Source organism: Dactylosporangium cerinum, from assembly GCF_042653625.1.
Lineage (GTDB): Bacteria > Actinomycetota > Actinomycetes > Mycobacteriales > Micromonosporaceae > Dactylosporangium > Dactylosporangium cerinum.
Map to the genome: position 1 here is coordinate 31,738 of NZ_JBHSIU010000046.1, position 22,936 is coordinate 54,673.

The following is a 22,936-nucleotide window of genomic DNA, read 5'->3' on the forward strand; positions in this document are numbered from 1 at the left end:
CGCCGCCGGTCCGTGCCGCTGGTCCGTGCCGCCGGTCCGTGCCGCCGGTGCCGGATCAGTGCGGGAAGAACGTGCGGATCCGGGCCACCACCAGGTCCGGGCGCTCGTCCGGCAGCTGATGGCCGGCGCCCTGGACCACCTCCACGGTCAGGTCGTCGGCGTGCCCGTCGGCGGTGGACAGCAGCGCAGGCGGGATCACCACGTCCCGGGCGCCGCCCACGATCAGCGTCGGCACCCGCAGCCGCGCGCCGCCGGACCAGCCCCGGCGCAGCCGCGGGATGTCGTCGACCACGAACCTCCAGTGCAGCGCCTGCCCCGCGTGCGCGGCACCGGGCTCCCGGCCGGCGGCGGTGAACTCGTCGAGCTCACCGGGCCGCCACGTGACCGCCGGATCGGCTGCCGCGCGCCGCAGCAGGAACCGGGTGAACCCGGGCCAGTGCCGCAGCACCAGCCGCCCCAGCAGCGGGTACTCGATGACCGCCGTGTACCAGAACCGCCAGGCCTGCGTGATCAGCGCCCGCCGGGCCGGCCACGGATGCATCATGTTCAGCGCGATGAACCGGCTGAACCGTTCGGGCGCGCGCAGGCACGCGGCGAACCCGGCCCAGGCGCCCCAGTCGTGCCCGACGAGCCCGACCCGGTCGTGCCCGAGGGCGTCGAGCAGCGCCACGACGTCAGCCGCCCGGTCCTCGGTGCCGTGCCCGTCCCGCGACGGCGCCGACCAGCCGAAGCCACGGAGGTCGGGGCAGATCAGCCGGTAGCCGACCGGCAGGAGTGCGATGACGTGGCGCCAGGCGTACCAATGCTGCGGGAAACCGTGCAGGAGCAGCAACGGTGTGCCGGCGCCCGCCTCGGCCACGTGCAGCCGGGTCCCGCGGACGTCCACGAAGCGGTGGGTCACCCCGGCGACCTCGGGGAACGGGCGGCTGGACGTCACGTGCAACACGGTCATGGTCGGGCCTCTCTCGACGGTCGGTCCCTGCCCGGTGCAGGACCCGCGCCCTTTGAGAGGGCCCGAACCGCCGAAACCTTCCCGGCTATCTTCAGCGATCGCGGAACGCGCTGCGGGCCCGGGACAGTCGCGACCGCACCGTGCCGAGCGGGAGGTCGAGGATCCCCGCGACCGTCTTCTCGTCGAGCCCCTCGAGGTCGCGCAGCACCAGCATGGCCCGGTGCTCCGGGCTGAGCCGCCGCAGCACGTCAAGGATGTCGGTGCGCAGCTGCGGATCCCCGGGCGCCGGCAGTTCGCTCAGCTCGGCGGCGACGACGCGACGCCGGGCCACCCGCACCGCCTCCCGGGTGCAGATGGTGCGCACCCAGCCGAACAGCGCCGCAGGCTCCCTGAGCTGCCCGATGCTGCGGAAGATGACAATCATCGACTCCTGCGCGGCGTCGGCCGCGTCCTGCAACGCGATCGGCGCGCACAGCCGGCCGACATACGGGTCCAGGATCCGCAGCAGCTCGTCGATCGCGAGCGCGTCGCCCTGCTGGGCGCGGTGCACCAGGCCGGGATCGACGGCACGGCCGCCGTCGTCCCCGGTCGACCTCATCGCCGGTCACAGTAGTCAATGCGGCCGGACCACCCTACGCCCGGGCCTGCCGCGCGGCGACGATCAGCCGGTCGTGGCCGTGCAGCAGCACGGCGGAATTGCGGTTGCCGGCGGCGGGACGGGCAGACATGATCTTGATGTGCGGATGCATGACGATCAGCTCGACGTGTCTGACGCGACGGCGCGTGCGCTGATCGCGGCGCAGTTCCCGCACCTGCGCGACCTGCCGGTCCGGCAGCTGCCGTCGCAGGGGACCGTCAACGCCATCTTCCGCGTCGGCGACCGGCTCGCGGCACGGTTCCCGCTCCAGCCGCAGGACCGGCAGTCGCTGGAGGCGGAGGCCCGGGCCGCCCGCGAACTGCTGCGCCGCACCAGGTTTGCGACCCCGGCGCCGGTCGCGATCGGTGCGCCCGGTCTCGGGTACCCGTCGCCGTGGTCGATCCAGACGTGGCTGCCCGGCACCATCGCCACGGCCGACGACCCCGGTGACTCGGTGCCGTTCGGGCAGGACCTGGCCGAGTTCATCGCCGGTGTGCGCGCCATCGACACCGCGGGCCGCACCTTCGGCGGGCGCGGGCGCGGCGGCGCGCTGCAGGACCACGACGGGTGGATGGAGACCTGCCTGCGACGCAGTGAGGGGCTGCTGGACGTGCCGGCGCTGCGGCGGGCGTGGACGTCGATGCGGCTGCTGCCCCGGGGCGGGCAGCCGGACCTGATGAACCACGGCGACCTGATGCCCGGCAACGTCCTCGTGCACGACGGGCGCCTCGCCGGGGTCCTCGACGTCGGCGGGCTCGGCCCGGCCGACCCGGCCCTCGACCTGGTCGGCGCCTGGCATCTGCTGGAGTCCGGCCCGCGCCAGGCGCTGCGCGAGCGCCTCGGCAGCGACGACCCCGAATGGGACCGCGGCCGGGCCTGGGCCTTCCTGCAATCCATGGGCCTGGTCTGGTACTACGAGCAGAGCAATCCGGCGATGAGCGCCACCGGCCGCCGCACGCTGACCCGGGTCCTCGACAGCCTGCGCGCCGCCTGAGCCGTGCTCGGCCCGGTCACCAGGCCGGCCGCGGGTCCGTCGCCGTGGCCGTCCCGCCGAGCTGCGCGCGCAACTCGGCGAGTGCCTGCCGGGCCTCGGTCGCGCCCGTGGCCGTCAGCCGATACAGCCGCCGCGCGGGCCGGCCCACCTCGGCCGGGTCGACGCCCTCCCAGTGCCGCTCGAGCCACCCAGCCTCGGTCAGCCGGTGCAGAATCGGATACAACGTGCCACTGGCCAGATCGCACTGCTGCATGAGCTCGAGGCCGTAGTGGTCGGCGCCGGGATCGGCGAGCAACGCCGCCAGCACCCGCGCCGTCGGCACCGTGATTCGCATCGGCACACTATACCGCCGCTCTACATAGCCACGCCAACTGCGGCAGTGCGGGCGGTGGGTAGGGTCCGGGAGTGATGATCGAGGTCCGTGACTACGACCCGAGCTGGCCCGGTGCGGCGCGGCAGGCCATCGGGGAACTGGCCGCGGCCCTGCCCGGGGCCGTGGAACATGTCGGGAGCACCGCGGTGCCGGGGCTGGCGGCCAAGCCGGTCATCGACCTGATGGCCGCGACCCCCGCGCTCGACGCCGTGCTCGCGGTCGAGGACATCCTGGCGGGCCTCGGGTACCAGCGGCTGGAGACCGGCATGCGCGAGCGGCTGTTCTACCGGCGGGACGGCGAACCCGTCGCCTACCACCTGCACGTCGTCACCGAAGCGTCGTGGGACACCCGCAACGAGCGGCTGCTGCGCGACCACCTGCTCCGGCACCCGGCGGACCGGGACGCGTACGGCGCACTCAAACGCGAACTCGCCGCGGCGGGGCATGACGGTGACTCGTACACCCGCGCCAAAACGGCACTCATCCAGCGGATGGTCGACGCGGCGCGGGCGCAACGGGGGCTGCCGCGGGTCGACGTCTGGGAGGACTGACCCCGCACTCAGCGTCGTATCAGCGGCACTGTCGCATCATGACGCGCATGCGAGCGGTCATGTTTGAGGCGTACGGCCCGCCCGAGGTGCTCACCCTGGCGGAGCTGCCGGCACCGGTGCCGAAGGGGGCCAGGTCCTGGTCCGGGTGCACGCGACCACGGTGACGTCCGCCGAGTGCGGGATGCGGCGCGGCGAGCCCAGGTGGGGACGGCTGATCCTCGGGCCGCGGCGGCCCCGCAAAGGGATCCGGGTGCTCGGCCTCGAATTCGCCGGAGAGGTCACGGCGGTCGGGCCGGCCGTGCGCCGGACCCGGCTCGGCGATCGGGTCTTCGGCTTCACCGGGTTCGGGGTCGGCGCGAACGCCGAGCACAAGTGCCTGTCGAAGCGGGCGTCGTTCACCACGGTCCCGGACGGCGTCGGCTACGAGGAGGCCGCGGCCAGCGTCGACGGGTTCACCACGGCGTGGCACTTCCTGCACGGGCTCGCCCGCGTCCAGGCCGGACAGCAGGTGCTGGTCATCGGCGGGTCCGGCAGCATCGGCACCTACGCCGTGCAGGTCGCCGCCGCGGCCGGGGCGCAGGTGGACGCCGTGTGCAGCGGGCGCGACGCGGCCGCAAGGTCGGCAACGTCGTGATCACCGTGCGGTGATAGTACGGTTGACGTTGTATAGCGTCGGCTGTACGTTGATCGCGTGCCAGCCATGGAGGAACCGACGAACGAGCTCGAACGGCGCTACCGGCGACTGCTGCGCTGGTATCCGAGGGCGTTCCGGAAGGACGTGGGCGCCGAGCTGGTGACCACGCTGCTGGACGCCGCCGAGCCGGGGCAGCGCCGGCCGTCCCGCCGGGCCGTGGCCGACCTCGTCAAGGGCGGCCTGCGGCAACGGTTCCGGCTCCCGATCGGCATCGCCCCGCGGGTCGTCGCGGTCCTCGCGGCCCTCGTCGTCGGCGCGATGGGCGCGGCGGCCGGCGGCTGGTCCGCCTGGCTCACCTCACCCGGGCTGCCGGGCGACGCGGAGGCCAAGCAGATCATCGGCACGGCCATGGGCGTGCCCTACGACCACGGCCTGAACCGGTCCGTCGGCCTGCTCGGCGGCCTGGTCCCACCGGAAAGCAGCAGCCCGGCGTATGTCGGCAACGCGGAGTCCCGCGATGTGCCCGGCTCGACCACCGACGTGGTCGCCCGCCGGCTCACCGCCGCCGGCTGGAAGATCCGCCCGGCCGCCGACCCGCCGCTCGGCTCCGCTGGGCCCGCGCTGTCGGCGTCCCGCGACGGCCTGGTGATCTGGGTGCGCTGGATGGACATCCCGGCCTCGGCGGAGCCGCCGAGGACGTTCCTCAGCATCGAGATCGTCCAGGACGAGCCCGCTCTCGCACCGGCCGGGCTCACCGCAGGCTGGCTGATCGGTGCGCTCGGCGGCTGGCTGTTCGCCGCCGCGACCATATACCGGATCCGCCGGCAAGGCCTGGTGGTGCAGGTCCTCGCCGCCCTGCTCACGACCGGCGCGCTGGCCCTGTTCCTGCTGCCGACGCTGGTCGCGTACCTGGGGCTGTGGTCCCTCGGTCAGCCAGAACGCTACCTCCAACCGCCCTGGGCGGGATACGTGCTGTCGCCGTTGCACTGGCTGACCCTCCTTGGCCTGGCCGCCACCACCACGCTCATCGCGCTGTCACTGATCCGGCCCGGGAAGGCCGCCGCCACCGCCCCGGGCCCGCAACCCGCCGGGTAGACACCGGACTCCCCGGCCGCCCGGCGAGGCGGTCGGGGAGTCCGCACCCCGGGTGGCGCAGGCGACGGTGCACCGTGCCGGGGAGCCCGCAAGCGGCTGGCTCAGGCGGTGGTGAGCGACGTGTCGCGGACCGCCGGGCGGGCCGCCGTCACTACGGACGCGGCGATCAGCCACAGCGGCAGCAACAGGTACACCACCATCGCCGCGGGACCGAGGACCCCGGCGGCCCCGAGCACGATCGTGGCGATGGCGAACCACTTCGGCAGCGTGGCGTTGCGCAGGCCGCCGAGCCCCGTGCCCCAGAACGCGGCGACGAATCCGACCAGCGCCGGCAGCCAGCCGACCAGCGTGAGCTGCCCTAACGTCGCCGTGGCGGTCGCGTCCCCCGCGTCGGCCGCGTTGGTGACCGCGATCTGCAGGACGCCGAGCCCGCCGAACCCGGCCGCCGCGACCAGCAGGCCGCCGTGCGCGACCGACGAATACGTCGACTCACCCGCCTCGCCCGACCGCAACGCCCGCCGGGCCGCCGCGGCGAAGAACAGCAGCATCAGCGCGGCGACGAACAGGGCGAACCCGGCGACGTAGTTGCGGGCCACCGCGTCGCCGATGACTGCCACCGCGGCAGGGTCGGTCGGGTCGTCGGGGGCGGTCGCGGCGAACATGTGCGTGGCCCACAGGAGGCCGGCGGCGGCGCCGGTCCAGGGCAGCAACTTCTCGAACGTGGAGGTCGGCATGGCCGGCTCCTTCCGTCTGCGGTCCCGGTGACCCTCACCGGTGCGCTGACCGTCCCGCGCCGACCGGCCCAGGAACACGGGCCCGATGTCCCGGACAGGTCGGGAACAGTTCCCGGGCGTGCTGACACCACCGGCGCACCCAACCACAATGGCGGTGTGCAACTCACGTTGGTCGTTCTCGGCGCCGCCGTCCCGATCCTGGTCGGCGGCCTCGTCCTGCGCTGGCGGCCACGGCACCCGGTCGGCTGGCTGTTGGTCGCGCACGGCATCTCGTTCTTCGCGGTCCTGACCTTCGACGAGCCACGCACGTCCCGGGCCGGCCGCGTTGCCGACCAGTTCGGCATGGGCACCTGGGTGCTGCTGTTCCTGTGGCTGGTGGTGATTGCGTACCTGCTGCCGGACGGGCGCACCGCAAACCGCTTCTGGCGCTGGTGGCTGCGGGCCGGCCTGGTGGGCGTGGCCGTGTTCGTCGTGGGAGCGGCCGGTGACCGGGAGGGTTTCGCGGAGACGCACGACGGCGCGGCGCTGCCCGTGCCGTGGCTGCCGGAGCCGTGGTCGGGGCTGCTGGGACTCACCGGCCTGGTGCTGGTGGCGCTGCTGTTCTTCGGCGGGTTCGGGGCCGTGTGGTGGCGGCTGCGCCGGGCCCGCGGCGACGAGCGGCTCCAGTTGCTGTGGCTGGTCTGGGGTGCGCTCACGGTCCCGGTCACGCTGCTCGCCGGCTGGGTGAACCATTTCCTGCTCGACGACGGGCCGCTGTTCACCGTCGCGCTCGCGCTGGTGGCCGTCGGGCTCCCGGCGACCGCTGGCATCGCGATCCTGCGTCACCGCCTGTTCGACATCCGGATCGTGCTGTCCCGCACCCTCACCTATCTGCTGCTCGTCATCGGCGTTTTCGTGGTGTACGCGACTCTGCTGCTCGCCACGGACCGGTTGGGTGGGCTGCTGGCCGTCGGCGTGGTCGCGATCGCGGTGCACCCCGCGTACTCGTTCCTGCGGCGGCGGATCGAGCAGTGGGTGTATGGCTTGCGCGCCGACCCGGGCGCGGCGATCCGGCTCCTCGCCGACCGCGTCGAGGCCGCTGACCCGGACGGTCTGGTCGCGGCCGTCACCGATGCCGTGACCGTCGCGCTGCGGGTCGAGCGGGTCTGGGTGGAGACGGCCCCCGGGGTCTCCGAAGCGGCGCTGCGGACCAGGATGGTCCACCGCGGCGAGCATGTCGGCTACCTCGCGATCCAGATCCCACCCGACCGTGCGTTCGTGGCGTCCGATTTCGATCTGGTGCGGGACCTCGCCCGGTATGCCGCGATCCTGGTGCGCTCCGAGCAGCTCAACGACCAGCTGCGGGAGTCGCGCACCCGCATCGTCGCCGGTCGCGAGGAAGAGCGCCGCCGGCTGCGGCGCGACCTGCACGACAGCGTCGGCCCGTCCCTCGCCGCCGTCGTGTTGAAGCTCAACGCCGCGCAGTCGCGGACCGACGCCGCTGAACGCAACGCGCTGATCGCCGAGACCCGCGACGAGGTCAAGGACGCGATCGCCGAGGTCCGCCGCCTCGTCGACGACCTGCGCCCGCCGGCGATCGACGAGGTCGGTCTGCTCGGCGCGCTCCGGCAGCGCGCCTCGTCCCTGTCCGGCGACGTCACGTTCGAGGTCACCGGCCCCGACGGGTTCCTGCCGCTGCCGGCGGCGGTCGAGGTCGCCGCGTTCCGGATCGCGTCGGAGGCGATGACGAATGTGGCCCGCCATTCCGGTGCGACCCGGTGCCGGGTCGGGGTTCTGGTCGACGGCGCGTTCGAGCTGACCGTCTCCGACAACGGTCACGGCGCGGACCAGCACACGGTCCGGGGGATGGGGTGGACCTCGATGCGCGAACGGGCCGCGGAACTCGGCGGCAGCTGCACGATCACGAGCCGGCCGGAGGGCGGCCTCGTCGTCCGTGCCGTCCTGCCGCTGACCTCGGACGAACCGGTGACCACGTGACCAGACTCCTGATCGCGGACGATCATCCGGCGTACCGCCGCGGATTGCAGCTCATGCTGGCCGACGCCGCCGACATCGATCTCGTCGGTGAGGCCGAGACCGGGGAGCGTGCGGTCGAGCTGGCCGGCTCACTCGTCCCGGACGTGATCCTGATGGACCTTCGCATGCCCCGCCTCGACGGCATCGAGGCGACCCGCAGGCTGGCCCGCGCGGGCTCGACGGCCGCCGTCGTCGTGCTCACCATGTTCGAGGACGACGATTCCGTCTTCGCCGCGATGCGCGCCGGCGCCCGCGGCTACCTGCTCAAGGGCGCCGAACAGGACGAGATCATCCGGGCGATCCGGGCCGCGGCCGCCGGCGAGGCGATCTTCGGCCCGCAGATCGCGCAGCGGATCATCGCCCACTTCGCCGGGGGTGCCGGCTCGACCGCGGCGGCGTTCCCGTCCCTCACCGAACGGGAACGTGAGGTCCTCGACCTGGTCGCCGCCGGCAAGGGCAACGCGACCATCGCCCACGACCTGATGATCAGCCTCAAGACCGTCCGCAACCACGTGTCCAACATCTTCACGAAGCTCCAGGTCTCCGACCGTTCCCAGGCCATCGTCAAGGCCCGCGAGGCCGGCCTCGGCGGCGCCTCCGTTTGACCACGGGCGGCTACAGTTCGGCGATCCAGGGGTGGCCCGAGTGCACGCGGGCGAGGAGCGCCGCGAGGGTCGAGCGCTGGTCCGGGCTCAGGTGCGGCAGGGTGCCGTCGAAGTCGGCCTGGTCCTTGGGGCGCGGTTGCTTGGCCTTGAACAGCAGGACCAGTTCGGGCGCCAGATACGGGACGCCGTCCGGGGTGTGCCGGATGATCTCGCGGTAGGGCAGCCGGACCGCGGGATCGCGTCGGCAGATCCAGGTGTCGCCGTCGTGGGGCTCGCGGAAGACGTCGAGCAGGTAGTTGCCGGTGGCCGGTTCCCGGAGCCAGGTCTGGTGGGTGGCGGCCAGCACGTCCGGGGTGGGGTCCGCGCAGATCCGGCCGCTGCCGACCGCGTCGAAGGCGTAGCCGGGGAACCGGGCGCGGACCTCGGCGAAGTCAGCGGCGGGGACGGCGATCTCGATGTCCCCGTGTGGTCGGGTCTGCTTGCCACGGAACAGATCCAGCGCCCAGCCGGCGGCCACGCACCAGGTGCTGCCGATCCCGGCCAGGCGCCGTGCGACCTCGTACGGTGTCCAGCACGACGCCCACCTGGCGGGGAGGGCCTCGAGTTCGGCTGCGGAAAGCTCGACGCCGGGTACGTGGTCCACGACACCATTCTCGCAAGGCGCCGCCCCGGCGTGCGACGTAGGATGGCGGGCAGTGCTGGTTCGCCCCTCCACCCGAGGGGCGTCGTAAGAGGGAACCCGGTGTGAATCCGGGGCTGCCCCGCAGCGGTGAGTGGGAACGACCGCCGTCATGAGCACTGGGTCCGTGCGGACCTGGGAAGCGACGGCCAGTAGGAGACCGGAGACGGTCGCGCCCGCGAGTCCGAAGACCTGCCCGCACCGCGTGCGCGACCCCGCGCACGCCGCCGACGGCTGCGCGGGCTGGCCACGGGCGACCCGGTGACGTTCGACGCCCCGGTCTGCCCACGTGCCCCTCCCGGGTGGTCGTCGACCACCTCGAGGGAAGGGAACACCGGCGTGACGACAACGCCATTCGGCCTGAGCACTGTGCTCGGCTATCCCCGCATCGGCCCGGACCGGGAGCTCAAACGGGCTCTGGAGTCCTACTGGGCCGGCCGGATCGACGCGACCGCCCTGCACCGGGTCGGCGCCGAGCTGCGCGCCGGTGTGTGGCGGGACCTGCGGCACATCGGCGTGGACGCGATCCCGTCGAACACGTTCTCGTACTACGACCACATGCTCGACGCCGCGGTCGCCGTCGACGCGGTGCCGGACCGGTTCCGGCGCCTCGGGCTCGACGAGCTCGACACGTACTTCGCGATGGCCCGCGGCACCGCCGGCGAACCGGCGCTGGAACTGACGAAGTGGTTCGGCACCAACTACCACTACCTGGTCCCCGAGATCGGCCCGGACACTGTGTTCGTCGCCCGGCCCGGCAAGGCCGTCGCCGAGTTCGCCGAGAGCCGCGCGCTGGGCATGACCACCCGGCCGGTGCTGGTCGGGCCGGCCACGTTCCTGCTGCTGGCCAAGGCGGCGGCCGGCGCACCGGAGGGGTTCCGCCCGTTCGACCGCCTCGACGACCTCGTCACCGTCTACGCGGAACTGCTGGCCGAGCTCGCCGACGCCGGTGTCGCGTGGGTACAGCTGGACGAACCGGCGTTCACCACGGACCGGACCGGCGCCGAGATCGACGCGTTGCGCAGCGCGTACACCCGGCTGGGCGCGGTGCGGCAACGGCCCCGGCTGTTCGTCGCGTCGTACTTCGGGGAGCTCGGCGACGCGCTGCCCGCCCTGCTCGCCACGCCCGTCGAGGCGGTCGGCCTCGACCTGGTCGCCGGGCCTGGCGACGTGCACCGGCTGGCCGGCTGCGGCCCGATCCCGGGCCGCACGATCGTCGCCGGTCTCGTCGACGGTCACAACGTCTGGCGGACCGACCTGCGCGCCGCCGCGGCCCGGGCCGCCGTGCTCACCGGCGTCGCCGACGACGTCGTGGTGTCGACGTCGTGCTCGCTGCTGCACGTGCCGGTCGACCTGGACGCCGAGCCGGACCTCGACCCGGACCTGCGGGCGCGGCTGGCGTTCGCCCGGCAGAAGGCGGGCGAGGTGGCCCAGCTCGGCCGGGCGCTGCGCGACGGCGTCGCGGTCCTGCCCGAGCCGCCGGGCGCGGCGCCGGCCGCGTGGCGCGACGAGCGCGTCCGGTCCCGGCTGGCCGAGCTGCCGGTGCGCCGGCGCGGCGCGTACCCGCAGCGGGCGCAGGCACAGCAGGCCCGGCTCGGCCTGCCGCCGCTGCCGACCACGACGATCGGGTCGTTTCCGCAGACCGACCAGCTGCGCAAGGCCCGCGCCGAACTGCGCGCCGGCACCCTCGATGCCGACGGCTACGCCGAGCAGATGCGCACCGAGATCGCCGAGGTCGTCGCGCTGCAGGAGCGGCTCGGCCTGGACGTGCTCGTGCACGGCGAACCGGAACGCAACGACATGGTGCAGTACTTCGGTGAGCAGCTCGCCGGGTTCGCCGCCACCGCCCGTGGCTGGGTCCAGTCCTACGGGTCCCGGTGCGTGCGCCCGCCGATCATCTACGGCGACGTCAGCCGGCCCGCGCCGATGACGGTCGGCTGGGCCGGCTACGCCCAGTCGCTCACCACGCGGCCCGTCAAGGGCATGCTCACCGGCCCGGTCACGATCCTCGCCTGGTCGTTCGTGCGCACCGACCAGCCCCTCGCCGACACCGCCAACCAGGTCGCCCTCGCCCTGCGCGACGAGACCGTCGACCTCGAGGCCGCCGGCATCCAGATCATCCAGGTCGACGAGCCGGCGTTGCGGGAGCTCCTGCCGTTGCGGCGGGCCGACCAGCGGGCGTACCTGGACTGGGCGGTGACGGCGTTCCGGATCGCGACCGGCGGCGTCGCCGACGGCACCCAGATCCACACCCACCTGTGCTACTCGGAGTTCGGTGAGGTGCTGCCGGCGATCGACGCCCTGGACGCGGACGTGACCAGCATCGAGGCGTCCCGGTCCAAGATGGAGATCCTGGCCGACCTGCGCGCCGCCGGGTACGGCCGCGGCGTCGGGCCCGGGGTGTACGACATCCACTCGCCGCGCGTACCGCCGCAGCATGAGATCACGGAGGCGCTGCGGCTGGCCGTCGCGGCCGTGCCGGCGGACCGGCTGTGGGTGAACCCGGACTGCGGGCTGAAGACGCGAGGCTACCCGGAGGTCGAGCAGGCCCTCGCGGGTCTCGTCGCGGCCGCCGCCGAGGTCCGGGCGCAACTGCGCTGACCTTAAGGCGTGTTTGGTAAGTGGATGCCGGGCTGCGGCGGACCCAGACGCCACCTGGAACCACGCCGGCCACACCCGGATACAACCCCGGTATCCGGGCGCGCCCGGTGCGGCCCCAGCCGACGCCTGGGCCTCGCCTCGCAGCGACCCCACTTACCAAACACGCCTTAACCGTGGCGGGGGCTCCGGGGTCCCCGCCACGGCATGACGCCCGTCGATGCGCGAGCGTGGGTCGCCTACCATCCGGGCAACCGCCAGGAGGGGGCCGGATACTATGAGTGACCCAGCCGATACCCGCGGGCCGTACCCGTTCCGCCAGGACGACCTGCCGGAGAGCCGCCTCCTGGCCGGCGTCGCGCACACCCTCGCCGACTTCCGGGCCTGGAGCGGCACCCACCCGGCGCTCATCGAGCGGTACACCGACCGCTGCACGGCGCAGGTCCTGGCCGCCGGGTCGCGTCGCCGGCGCGCCGACACGCAGGCGTTGGAGGTCGCCCACTTCAGCGTCTTCAACCTCGCCGAGCTGCCCCAGGCGGTCACCAAGGGCCTGCCCAGCGTCCGCGAGGTCCTCTCCGGCATCGACGAACGCCGCGGGGTGCGCGGGGTGGTCGGCACGCTGGCGCGGCACCTGCCGGCGCTGCGGGGCAGCACCGAGCTGGACTGGCTCGCCGCGCGCCTCGAGCACCTGCACCGCATCCTGCCCGACACGGTCGTCCGGGCCGGTGGCATGGGCAAGGTCGTGCGGGCCACGACCGGCGTGCTGCTGATCGCCGCGCACGAGACCGCCGGCGCCGACCCGGGCACCGCGCGGGCGCACCTGGCCGGCGTCGTGCGCGGCGCGTACGGGTTCGGCGCCGCCTACGCCATCGTCGACGACACGCTGCACGACCTGCCCGGCGACCACCTCCCGCCGGAACACCGCGAGCGGCTGCACGAGCTCACCATCAAGGGCCTCGCGACCGGGCAGCCCGCCGACCCCGCCGAACTGCCGGACCACCCCCTCGCCGAGGAGCTGCACGCCGTGCACGGGTGGCTGCTGGACGCGTACCCCTTCGACGAGCACCGGCACCTGTACCACGCGGCCGAGGCGATGTACCTGGCCCAGCACCGCGACGCACAGGGGCAGTCGGCGTGGCTGTACCCGGACATGTTCGTCAAGGCCGGGATGAGCCGGGTGATCGCGAACCTGCTCGCCCGCCGCACCGTCGGCGACGAGTTCTACCGCCGCAGCATCAACACGACGTTCATCAGCCAGCTGCGCGACGACCTCATCGACGCCGCCGACGACGAGCGCGCCGGGCGGCGGACCCCGTTCACCGACCCCTTCACCAATCCCGGCGGCGCGGACCCGCTGCATGACCTGTTCGCCTATTCGGCGTACGTCGCGGAAGAGGTCTACGGCGGGGACCCGGCCGTCGCCGACGCGCTGGCCTACTACACCGCGACCCGGCTGGGCCACCATCTCGCCGCCGACGCGGCACGCGCCCGGACGCTGCGGTTCGCGCCCACCGGAGCCGTCGAGCGATTCATCGCGGCGACCCCCGGCCGCCGCCGGGACGTGGCGGAGCAGCGGCTGCGGGAGCGGGCCGGGCAGGTGCTGCGGCACCGGGAACCCACGTCCGTCGACTGCCGGACGTTCATCGCCGACCGGCTGCCGTACCTCAACGACCTGCTGCACCGGCGCTGGCCGGTCCGGGAGGGCAACGACCTCGACGCGGTCGTCGGCTACGCCCTGGCCGGCTCCGCGAAACGGCTGCGCCCGGCGCTCGGGCTCATGCTCGCCGAAGGACTCGGCATCGCCCCGGCCGCCATCGAGCCGGTCCTCGTCGCCGGCGAACTGTTCCACACCGCGAGCCTCATCTTCGACGACCTGCCCGCCCAGGACGGCGCGACCCTGCGCCGCGGCCGGCCCGCCGCGCACACCGTGTACGGCGAGGCCAGCGCCCAGCTCGCGGCGCTGTCGATGATCTCCTCCGCCTTCGGCCTCGTCGCCCAGCTCGACCGGGCGTTCCCGGCCCGCCGGGTCACCGCCGTCATCGACTACGTCGGCACCGTGCTCGGACCCGCCGGCCTCTGCCGCGGCCAGGACCTCGATCTGCGGCTGGGCCGCGACGGCGCCCCGGTCAGCCCGGCGCAGATCATCGACATGTACAGCCTGAAGACGTCGACCGCGATCGAGGCATCCCTGGTGCCGCTCCTCATGCTGGCGGACCGCCCGCCGGAGCAGATCGACCTGCTGAAGCGGTACGCCCACCACGCCGGCGTCGTGTTCCAGCTGCACGACGACGTGCTGGACGCGACCTCGTCCACGGCGCTGCTCGGCAAGGACGCCGGCCACGACACCGCCAAGGCCAACATCGTGCGCACCTGCGGCCTCGCCGAGGCGCGCCGCCTCACCGACGCCCACCTGGCCGAGGCGGTCGCCTGCTGCGACCGGCTGCCGTTCAACACCGACCTGCTCGTCTGCGCGGTCCGCCACTTCGCCACCCGCCGCCACTGACCCGCCGCTCGGCTGGGTCCGGTCGGCGACGTACTCGTACCCAGCCGTGGTCACGCTGCGGCACAATGTGACCGTGCGGTACACCTGCCGGGTCGACGAGGCGCCGGTATGACGCATCACGACAGTCACTGGCCGCTGCGCGGCGGCGTGCAGCCCGGCCGGATCGCCGAGGTCATCTGCGACCTCCCCGACCGGCCGGGCGTCCGGGGTTCCGGCTACCGCGTCACCGGCACCTCGGTCCTCACCGCCGCGCACGTCGTCACCGCCGCCGGCACCCGCATCAGCGTCCGATGCGACGCCGGCACCCCCGCGGAATGGACAGCACAGGCCGGCATCGTCTGGTGCGACGAGGCCGCCGACGTCGCGGTCCTCGGCTTCGACCCGCCGCCGGCCGCCGCACACGTCACGCCCTGCCGGTTCGGCACGCTGCCGGACCGGCAGATGGTGCTGCCGGTCAACGCTGCCGGCTTCCCCCGCTGGAAGATCCGCACCGGGCCGGACGGCAGGGTCTTCCGGGACCTGCACGACGCGCACGGCACCGTCGCGGTGTTGTCGAACCGTCGCAGCGGTACCCTCGAGATCACCGTCGAGCCACCCGGCGCGGAGCCGGAGCACGGGCGGTCACCGTGGGAGGCGATGTCCGGCGCCGCGGTATGGGCCGGCGACCGGATCATCGGCGTGGTCACCCTCCAGCACCCTCGCGAAGGGCCGGCCCGGCTCACCGCCACCCGGATCGACACGTGCCTTGGCGCTCGCGCCCGGCCGGGACTCGGCGCCCTGCTCGGCCTGGCCGACGGCGCCGGCCCCGACACGGTCACCCCGCCCGGCGCGCCGGCGCCGCGTTCCGCGTACCTGGAAACGGTCCGCGACATCGCGCCCGCCGGCGGCCTGCTGGACCGCGCCGATGAGCTCAACCTGATGGCCCGCTTCTGCGCCGGCGCCGAGCAGTACCTGTGGTGGCGGGCCGAGCCGTGGACCGGCAAGTCGGCGCTGCTGTCCACCTTCGTGCTCGACCCACCCGACGGCGTCGAGGTCGTGTCGTTCTTCGTCACCGCCCGGCTCGCCGCTCAGTCCGACAGCACGGCGTTCACCGACGCGCTGCTCGACCAGCTCGCCGCGTTGCTCGGGGAGAGCGTGCCGCCGAGCCTGACCGGCCATGCCCGGGAACGGCACCGGGCGACCCTGCTGCGCACCGCCGCGGACCGGGCCCAGCAGGAGGGCCGGCAGCTCGTCCTGGTGGTGGACGGGCTCGACGAGGACCGCGGCGCAGGAATCGGCTCCGGGCTGCCCAGCATCGCGTCGCTGCTGCCCCGGGCGACCGTGAACGGCACGCCCGACGCGGTGAAGGTGATCGTGGCGAGCCGCCCCGATCCGCCGATCCCGCACGACGTGCCGGCCGGGCACCCGCTGCGGATCGTTCCACCGCATACCCTGCACCGCTCACCGCACGCCGGGCAGACCGCCCGCCGCGCCGGCGAGGAACTCGACGGGCTGCTCGTCGGCGGTGCGGCGGGCCGCGAGGTGATCGGCGTCCTCGCCGCGTGCGGCGGCGGCCTGACCCTGACCGACCTCGAGGAGGTGCTCGACCGCCCACCGTACGAGTTGGAGCAGCTGCTCACCGGCGTCGGCGGACGCACCGTCGCGGCCCGCCGCGACACCACCGGACAGACCGCGCAGCAGGTCTACCTGTTCACCCACGAGACGCTGCGGGTCCATGCCGTGCGGCGGCTCGGCCCAGCGCTGCTGGAACGTCACCGGCAACGCATCCACGCCTGGGCGCAGGGGTACGAGGACCGCGGCTGGCCCGATGACACGCCGCGCTACCTGTTCCGCGGCTACCCGCTGATGGTGCAGGAGCAGGCGGACACCGCCCGGCTCGTCCGGCTCGCGACCGACGTGGCCCGCCACGACCGCATGCTCAGCCTGACCGGTGGCGACGCCGCCGCGCTCGCGGAACTCAAGAGCGCGCAGACCCTCGTCATGGCCGCCGACGAGCCCGACCTGCTCCAGCTCGCGCGGATCGCCATGCACCGCGACGACCTCGCCGACCGCAACGCCTTCATCCCGGTCGACCTGCCGGCTGTGTGGGCGGTCCTCGGCCAGCCGGCCCGGGCCGAGGGACTGGCCCGCGGCATCACCGACCAGATCCGGCAGACCGAGGCGCTGTGGCGGATGCTGGCCGCGGCCGGCACCACCGACGAGGCCGGGCTCGCCGAGGAGATCGAGCAGGCGGTGGAGGCCATCGTCCGCACCATCTCCGACCCCGAGCGGCAGGTGTCTGCGCTCGCCCGGCTGGCCGGGGCCACCGCCACGGCCGGCAACATCCAGCGTGCCCGGGCCCTGTCCACGGCGGCGGAGACCGCGGCCCGTTCGATCAGGGAGCCGTACCAGCAGGCACAGGCCCTGCTGCACCTCGTCGAGGCGTTCGCCGCTGCCGCCGACATCGAACGGGCGCAGGACGCGGCCCGCCTGATCAGCGACCCGGACCGCCGGGCGCGGGCCCTGGCCGAGGTCGTGGAGACCCTGCTCGACGCGGGATCCCTGGATGAGGCCATGACACTCGCGCATGACCTGCGCGACACGCACTGGCGGTCGGTCGCCCTGGCCCGTGTCGCACAGGCGATGGTGATCGCCGACCGCACCGGCGAGGCCCAGGAGCTGGCCATGGCGTCGTGGCGGCTGGCCAGGACGGTGCGGGAGCCGGAACGGCAGGGCCCGACCCTGCACGACCTGGCTGCCACGATGACCATGTACGGCGATCCGAGGCGCGCCCAGGCCATCGTTCGCGGGGCCGTCGGCAATCAGAGCGGCGCCTACCTGCGCTACGCCCGCGGGTTCGCCACCCGGGGCGCCGCGGACCGGGCCGCCGAGGCGTTCCGGCACGCCCGGGCGAACGGCGATCCCATGCCGTCGGGCTGGTGGCAGCGGCCGGCCGCCGAGTTCGCCGACGACGCCCGCCTGCTCGTGGCGATCGACGCCGACGGAGCGCCGCACGACCTCAGCGAGGTGATCGTCAGCGCCGAGCGGGGCATCTTGTGGCGGATGAAGCCGGAGGAGCTGGCCGCGGCGAAGGCCCGCCTCGCGGCGGCCGCGGCGGCGCTCGGCGAGGTCGAGCACACCGCCCGGTTGGTCGCGGCCGCGGAAGAGGCGGTCAAGACGATCGGCAGCGAACCGGGGCGGCAGCGAATCATCGCCGAGTGTGCCGTCGCCGCGTGCGCCGCCGGGCAGTATCCGACGGCGGAACGTCTCGTGGCGCTCATCGCCGACCCGCAGCAGCAGGTGCAGGTCATGGCGCGGCTGGCGCTGGCCGCCGCCGCGGACGATCCGGAGTGGGCCACGGCCATGGCGGTGGCGACCGAACGCACGGCTCGCATGATCGCACCGGCCGACGACCGGGTGCGCACCATCGCCGCACTGCTCCGGGCCGCATCTGTCGCGGCCGTGCCGGGCCTCATGGTCCCGGTCGCAGCCGCCGCGCGGCGCCTGGTGGCGGGCATCGTCGACCCGCGACATCGCGATGCGGCCGTCGACATGCTGGTCACGGCGCTGGCAGCGACCGACCAGGATGAGTCCGAGGCGATCTCGATCTTGCTGAGCCGCGACGACGATCCCCAGCAACGGCTACGCCTGCTCCTCGGCCTGGGACAAGCCGCGGTCGCGTCGGGCGACTTGCCGCGTGCGACGAGGCACATCGAGGAACTGGCGGTGCTCGTCGACGCGCAACCACACGGCCCCGCCAAGACGGTCGTGCAGATCGAGCTGTGCCGGTTGCACGCGGCTGCGGGCGATGCGGACCGTGCCGTGCGCCTGGCGGGCACCCTGAACGGCACCGATGCTCGGCACCGGGGGCTCACGGAGGCGGCTGCGGGCGTGGCCGCAACCGGCGATGAGGACCGTGCCGAGGCCCTCGCCAGGTCGATCGGCGAGCCTGGCGACGACGACCAGAACGTTGCGCTGGCCCGGGTCGCAAAGTCCCTCGCGGCGGCCGGCCGGCTGAATGCTGCGATCCGTATCGTCGAGGGGCTTCGGCAATCCGGCTGGCTTGCGATCTCCGTCGCCGACCTGGTGGCCCGGCGGCCTGTGCCGGTTGCGGACGGGATCAGAGACGATTCCTTGAGCACGACGATTGTCGGCGGCACCGATGAGTCGGTCGCAGGAAAGGCGCTTGTTGCCGCCCGGAAAGGTGACCATGAGTCGGCAGGCCAGGCGCTGCGGTCCGCCGACCGGCACCTCAACGCGATCGCCGGCATGGAGCATCTCTGGAGCACAGCGGGAGTCTTCGCCGAGACGGCGCTGCTGTTGGGTGATCGCCGACGCGCCGTCCAACTCGTGCAGCGCATCACCGGCGAGCAGCGCCGCTCGCAGGTCGTCGCCGCCATCATCCGGCGATTCGCGCAAGACCATGCCGGCCAGCTCGACGACGCCGAGGCCTTCGCCCTGGCAGCCGTGCACCCTGACCAACTGCCGTTGGTGCTCGTCACCATGGCCGAAGTCGCGGATCCGCGGCGGGCCCGGCGGCTGGTCGCGCAGCTGTGGTGCACGGAGTCCTGGGTGACCCCGCTGTCCGGGCTCGCCAACGTCGACCCGGCCCTGCTGGTGTCCGTCGTCGACGAATGGACCACCCGCATGGTGGCCCGAGGCGTCTGACGCGGCAGGCACTCGGCGATCGCGGGGTCCTGGTAGCACCGCAGCGCCGGGGAGCCGGCGTCAGTGTTGCGAGATTCGCGCTGGTTGTTGGCAGACTGTCGGGTGTGATCGTTGCGGTGACCGGCCCGAGCGCGGCCGGCAAGACCACGTGGTGCCGACGCCACCACCCCGAAAATCTGGTCGCCGAGTACGCGCCGACCGGCGCGGAACCGGACGACGGGGACTTGTCGGCGCAGGCTGCCTTCTGGTCGGCGGTGAACTGCCGCCGGTGGCAGGCCGCGGTAGCGCGGGAGCGGGCCTCTGGCTTGGCCGTCTGCGACGACGACCCGTTGAAGCTGCACTATTCCTGGTCGCTGGTCCGTATCGGTGCGGCCAGTCCGGAACTGTGGACGTTCGAGGTGGCCGCGAACCGGGCTGCCATCGCGGCCGGCCGTCTCGGCTTCGCCGACGTGGTCCTGGTTTCCCTGCCGTCCGTTGAGGAGCTGCGCCGGCGCCGGGATGGCGACCCGACCCGTCAACGTCGCAACTTCGCGTTGCACGTTCGGCTGGCGGAACCGTTGCGGGAGTGGTACCAGGCGCTGGAGCTGGCCGCACCCGGCCGGGTGCGCTGGGAACTGCCGTCGGACGGCCTTCCCGCCGTACTGCCTGCGGCGAGGGCGGACCGGTACGACCCCGCGGTGTTCGACGCGCTGATTGCGGCGCTACCGCATATCAGTTGACCGGTGGTCACGGCGCCGCGCCGACCGAACCGAAGCGCTTCGCAAACACGCTCTAAGAAAGAATTAAGGAAACTGGTCCGGGAAAAGTGTAATCGAGTGGGCCGGAACCGCTCACCTGGTGCTTTGTCGCGGACCATTTCGAATTCTTCCTTTATGTCTTGAATCAAGTGTCGCGGCGGAACCATACTTGCCAGCGCAACGAGCCCAGACATTGCAGCGCACGGCAAGACGAAGGACCGTCAATGCGTACTGAAGAAACAAGTTCGAGCAGACCGCCGGGGCGCACCAGGCGCAGGGGAAGGGTGGCCGTCGGGGTCGCCGTCGTCCTCGCGCTCGGCGCCACCGGCACCTACATCGCCACCGCCAGCGCCGAGGAGGCCGCCCCGCCGGCCGCCCGGCTGGAGGCGGAGTCGTTCTCGGCGCAGTCCGGCGCGAAGACCGAGAACACCGCCGACGCGGGCGGCGGCAAGAACGTCGGCTGGCTGGCCGACGGTGACTGGCTGCAGTTCGACAACGTGACCGTCGGCGGCGCCGACCTGACCGCCCGGATCGCCGCGCAGCACCGCGCCGGCGGGTCCATCGAACTGCACCTCGGCACCCCGACCGGGACGCTGCTCGCGACGTTCCCGGTCGCGTACACCGGCGGCTGGCAGCGGTGGACCACCGTCACCGCCAAGGCGACCAGCGTCCCGACCGGACGGCAGACCATCGTCGCGGTCATGCGCAGCGCCCAGCCCGCCGACTTCGTGAACATCAACTACCTCACGCTCGGCCCGGTGTCGCGCCCGCCCGCGACGGCGACCGTCGCGCCGCCGGCCAGCAGCGCCCCGGCGACCTCCGCGTCGGCATCGGCGTCCGGCGGCAGCGGCACCGCCGGCTGGGTGCCCGTCGACCAGGCCGCCTGGCAGCGGGAACTTGCCGCGTTCAACGCGATCAAGCAGCTGCCGGTGCCGGCCGGCACGACCCGGGTCGCGGAGTTCCACACCGACTGTGCGGTGGCGAACGAGGCGAAGGACGACCCGATCGTCCTGCCCGGCCTCACCGGGGCCTCGCACCTGCACACCTTCTTCGGCCCGACCGTGGACGCCGCGACCCGGCCCGCCGACCTGTTCAACCGGTCGACGAACTGCAACGCGCCCGGCGACAACAGCGCCTACTGGGTCCCGCAGCTGACCCGCGACGGGCAGCCGGTGAAGATCAAGAGCTTCCGGGTGTACTACGGCTCGCGGCTGCCCGACCCGTCGGTGACGGTTCCCTTCCCGCCCGGCCTGGTGATGGTGCACGGCGACGCGAAACGCCAGGTCGCCACGCCGAAGGGGGCCGGCGGGCAGTTCTGGTGCGCCGGCAGCGCCGAGACCGGCCGCAGTGCCGACGGCAACTGGCCGGTCTGCGCGCCCGGCGGCAACCTCATCTTCCAGCTGGTCTTCCAGGACTGCTGGGACGGCAAGCACATCGACTCGCCGGACCACAAGTCGCACATGGGGCCTGCCCAGAACGGCAAGTGCACCGGCCAGTACCCGGTCGCCATCCCGAACCTGTCGTTCATGGTCAACTACGAGTCGCTCGGCGGCAACGGCCTGGCGCTGTCCTCCGGCATGGCCTCCTCCATGCACGGCGACTTCGTCAACGCGTGGAAGCCGGAGAACCTCGGCCCGCTGGTGAAGATCTGCCTCGACGCGAAAGCGAAGTGCGGCATCGAGCCCAAGTTCGCCGGCGGCTGACAGGACCGCACAGAAACGCACTGAAACGCACGATCGCCCTGCCGTCGCCGGTGGGGCGATCGGTGTTTCCGTGCTTTTCTGTCCGCACTCCCACGACGATTCCGGGGGCAGTCGATAACGCTTATTCCAGAATCGTCGGCATGCTCACAACCAGTGCCGCGGGCCGGGCGTGATTCGTACATTCAAGCGTCGTGAGCATTGTCGCGGCGGCCAGCCTGATGGTCGTCACCGCACTGTGGGCGGCCGGCCTCGACGGGGCGCCGCAGGGGATCGCCGCCGCCGGGCGGCTCGCCGCGTTGTGGTCGGCGGACCTGCTGTTGCTGCAGGTCGTGCTGATGGCCCGGATCCCGTGGCTGGAGCGGGCCCACGGCCGGGACACCGTGGCCCGCTGGCACCGGTGGGCCGGGCGCGCCTCGTTTCAGCTGCTCCTGGCGCACGTCGTCCTCGCGCTGGCCGCCCGCGCCGGCGCCGGCCCGGGACGGCTGTGGGCGCTGCTCACCCGTCCCAGCATGATCCTGGCGTTGCTCGCCCTCGCCGCGCTGGTGCTCGTCGTCGGCACGTCCGTGCGGTCGGTGCGGCGGCGGTTGCGATACGAGTCGTGGCACCTCCTGCACCTCTACGCCTACCTCGGCGTCGCCCTCGCCCTGCCGCATGAACTCGTGCTCGGCAGCGACTTCCGCGCGCCGGCGGCCCGGGCGTACTGGTGGGGCGCCTACCTCGCCGCCGCCGGCGCGATCCTCGTGTTCCGGGTCGGCCTGCCGATCTGGCGGACGCTGCGGCACCGGCTCGCCGTCGACCGGGTCGTCACCGAGGCGCCCGGGCTCGTCTCGGTGTACCTGACCGGCCGCCGCCTCGACCGGCTCGACGCCCGCGCCGGGCAGTACTTCGTGTGGCGGTTCCTCGACGGCCGCGGCGCCCTGCGCGGCAACCCGTTCTCGCTGTCCGGGCCGCCCCGCGCCGACCGGCTCCGGATCACGGTCAAGACCGTCGGTGACGGCACCGCCCGGGTCGCGGCGCTGCGGGCCGGCACGCGGGTGCTCATCGAGGGGCCGTACGGGCGGATGACCGCGGACACGTACTCCGGCGGCCCGGTCACCATGCTCGCCTGCGGGGTGGGCGTGACGCCGCTGCTGGCGCTGCTGTGGGACCTGCCCTACGGCCATGCCAAGGCCACGCTCGTCTACCGCACCCGGCGCCCCGACGAGGTCGCGTTCCTGCCCGAGCTGGAGTGGCTGGCCCGGCGGCGCGGGGTCCGGCTGGTCCCGCTCGTCGGCCCGCGCGCCGCGCCCGGCTCGTGGCTGCCGGCCGGCTACGCCGACTACACCGACACCGAGGCGCTGCGTGACCTCGCCCCGGACATCGCCGAGCACGACGTCTACGTGTGCGGCCCCGACGCCTGGACCGACGCCGTGCTGCGGGCCGCCCGACAGCTCGGCGTCCCGTCCGCCCGCCTGCACCGGGAGCGGTTCGCGTGGTGA

General features: G+C 73.4%; 16 protein-coding genes, 1 pseudogene and 1 riboswitch. Of the genes and pseudogenes, 12 read left to right on the forward strand and 5 right to left on the reverse strand.

The features are described from left to right. Positions 1 to 55 precede the first annotated feature (55 nt). On the reverse strand, positions 56 to 952 hold the full coding sequence (locus ACFPIJ_RS33960) for an alpha/beta fold hydrolase (protein WP_380121274.1): 897 nt from the start codon (positions 950 to 952) through the stop codon (positions 56 to 58). Positions 953 to 1,043: 91 nt separating this feature from the next. Next, complete coding sequence (locus ACFPIJ_RS33965) at positions 1,044 to 1,550, reverse strand: RNA polymerase sigma factor (protein ID WP_380121276.1); 507 nt, start codon at positions 1,548 to 1,550, stop codon at positions 1,044 to 1,046. A gap of 145 nt (positions 1,551 to 1,695) precedes the next feature. On the opposite strand from ACFPIJ_RS33965, the gene ACFPIJ_RS33970 reads away from it, so the two are divergent. Next, positions 1,696 to 2,583 carry an aminoglycoside phosphotransferase family protein gene (locus ACFPIJ_RS33970; protein WP_380121278.1) on the forward strand — a complete coding sequence of 296 codons (888 nt, stop codon included), beginning with the start codon at positions 1,696 to 1,698 and terminating at the stop codon, positions 2,581 to 2,583. 16 nt (positions 2,584 to 2,599) lie between these two features. Here ACFPIJ_RS33970 and ACFPIJ_RS33975 read toward each other — a convergent pair whose 3' ends face one another. After that, positions 2,600 to 2,917, reverse strand: coding sequence for a PadR family transcriptional regulator (locus ACFPIJ_RS33975; protein ID WP_380121280.1), 318 nt, complete (start codon positions 2,915 to 2,917; stop codon positions 2,600 to 2,602). A 74-nt stretch (positions 2,918 to 2,991) separates the two neighbouring features. Between ACFPIJ_RS33975 and ACFPIJ_RS33980 the strand changes: the two genes are divergently transcribed. The 3 genes and pseudogenes from ACFPIJ_RS33980 to ACFPIJ_RS33990 all read left to right on the forward strand — a co-directional run bounded on the left by ACFPIJ_RS33980 (position 2,992) and on the right by ACFPIJ_RS33990 (position 5,236). Further along, complete coding sequence (locus tag ACFPIJ_RS33980) at positions 2,992 to 3,507, forward strand: GrpB family protein (RefSeq protein WP_380121282.1); 516 nt, start codon at positions 2,992 to 2,994, stop codon at positions 3,505 to 3,507. A gap of 47 nt (positions 3,508 to 3,554) precedes the next feature. Next, positions 3,555 to 4,117: pseudogene (locus tag ACFPIJ_RS33985) on the forward strand (alcohol dehydrogenase catalytic domain-containing protein); the annotation flags it as partial. 81 nt (positions 4,118 to 4,198) lie between these two features. Then, on the forward strand, positions 4,199 to 5,236 hold the full coding sequence (locus ACFPIJ_RS33990) for a hypothetical protein (protein ID WP_380121284.1): 1,038 nt from the start codon (positions 4,199 to 4,201) through the stop codon (positions 5,234 to 5,236). 101 nt (positions 5,237 to 5,337) lie between these two features. Here ACFPIJ_RS33990 and ACFPIJ_RS33995 read toward each other — a convergent pair whose 3' ends face one another. Then, positions 5,338 to 5,970, reverse strand: coding sequence for a hypothetical protein (locus tag ACFPIJ_RS33995; protein ID WP_380121286.1), 633 nt, complete (start codon positions 5,968 to 5,970; stop codon positions 5,338 to 5,340). A 156-nt stretch (positions 5,971 to 6,126) separates the two neighbouring features. On the opposite strand from ACFPIJ_RS33995, the gene ACFPIJ_RS34000 reads away from it, so the two are divergent. Together ACFPIJ_RS34000 and ACFPIJ_RS34005 are read left to right on the forward strand one after the other, a co-directional pair. Then, positions 6,127 to 7,947: a sensor histidine kinase gene (locus tag ACFPIJ_RS34000; protein WP_380121289.1), complete on the forward strand. Its 1,821-nt coding sequence runs from the start codon at positions 6,127 to 6,129 to the stop codon at positions 7,945 to 7,947. Then, positions 7,944 to 8,591 carry a response regulator gene (locus ACFPIJ_RS34005; RefSeq protein ID WP_380121291.1) on the forward strand — a complete coding sequence of 216 codons (648 nt, stop codon included), beginning with the start codon at positions 7,944 to 7,946 and terminating at the stop codon, positions 8,589 to 8,591. Before ACFPIJ_RS34000 ends, ACFPIJ_RS34005 begins: the two co-directional genes overlap by 4 nt. 10 nt (positions 8,592 to 8,601) lie before the next feature. Here ACFPIJ_RS34005 and ACFPIJ_RS34010 read toward each other — a convergent pair whose 3' ends face one another. Continuing rightward, a complete protein-coding gene (locus ACFPIJ_RS34010; protein ID WP_380121293.1) occupies positions 8,602 to 9,234 on the reverse strand; it encodes a nucleotidyltransferase domain-containing protein in 633 nt (210 codons plus the stop codon). 39 nt (positions 9,235 to 9,273) lie between these two features. Then, positions 9,274 to 9,484, forward strand: a riboswitch (cobalamin riboswitch). A gap of 125 nt (positions 9,485 to 9,609) precedes the next feature. Between ACFPIJ_RS34010 and metE the strand changes: the two genes are divergently transcribed. The 6 genes from metE (at position 9,610) to ACFPIJ_RS34040 (ending at position 22,936) form a co-directional block, all read left to right on the forward strand. Further along, positions 9,610 to 11,871 (forward strand): 5-methyltetrahydropteroyltriglutamate--homocysteine S-methyltransferase, encoded by a 2,262-nt coding sequence (metE, locus tag ACFPIJ_RS34015; protein ID WP_380121295.1) that lies wholly within the window; start codon positions 9,610 to 9,612, stop codon positions 11,869 to 11,871. Positions 11,872 to 12,145: 274 nt separating this feature from the next. After that, positions 12,146 to 14,371, forward strand: coding sequence for a polyprenyl synthetase family protein (locus ACFPIJ_RS34020; RefSeq protein ID WP_380121296.1), 2,226 nt, complete (start codon positions 12,146 to 12,148; stop codon positions 14,369 to 14,371). A gap of 108 nt (positions 14,372 to 14,479) precedes the next feature. Continuing rightward, positions 14,480 to 19,018, forward strand: a complete 4,539-nt coding sequence (locus ACFPIJ_RS34025; protein ID WP_380121298.1) for a P-loop domain-containing protein — start codon at positions 14,480 to 14,482, stop codon at positions 19,016 to 19,018. A 104-nt stretch (positions 19,019 to 19,122) separates the two neighbouring features. Then, positions 19,123 to 19,737 (forward strand): hypothetical protein, encoded by a 615-nt coding sequence (locus ACFPIJ_RS34030; protein WP_380121300.1) that lies wholly within the window; start codon positions 19,123 to 19,125, stop codon positions 19,735 to 19,737. Between the two features lie 302 nt (positions 19,738 to 20,039). Then, a complete protein-coding gene (locus ACFPIJ_RS34035) occupies positions 20,040 to 21,458 on the forward strand; it encodes a DUF1996 domain-containing protein (protein WP_380121302.1) in 1,419 nt (472 codons plus the stop codon). Positions 21,459 to 21,649: 191 nt separating this feature from the next. Further along, complete coding sequence (locus ACFPIJ_RS34040; protein WP_380121305.1) at positions 21,650 to 22,936, forward strand: ferredoxin reductase family protein; 1,287 nt, start codon at positions 21,650 to 21,652, stop codon at positions 22,934 to 22,936.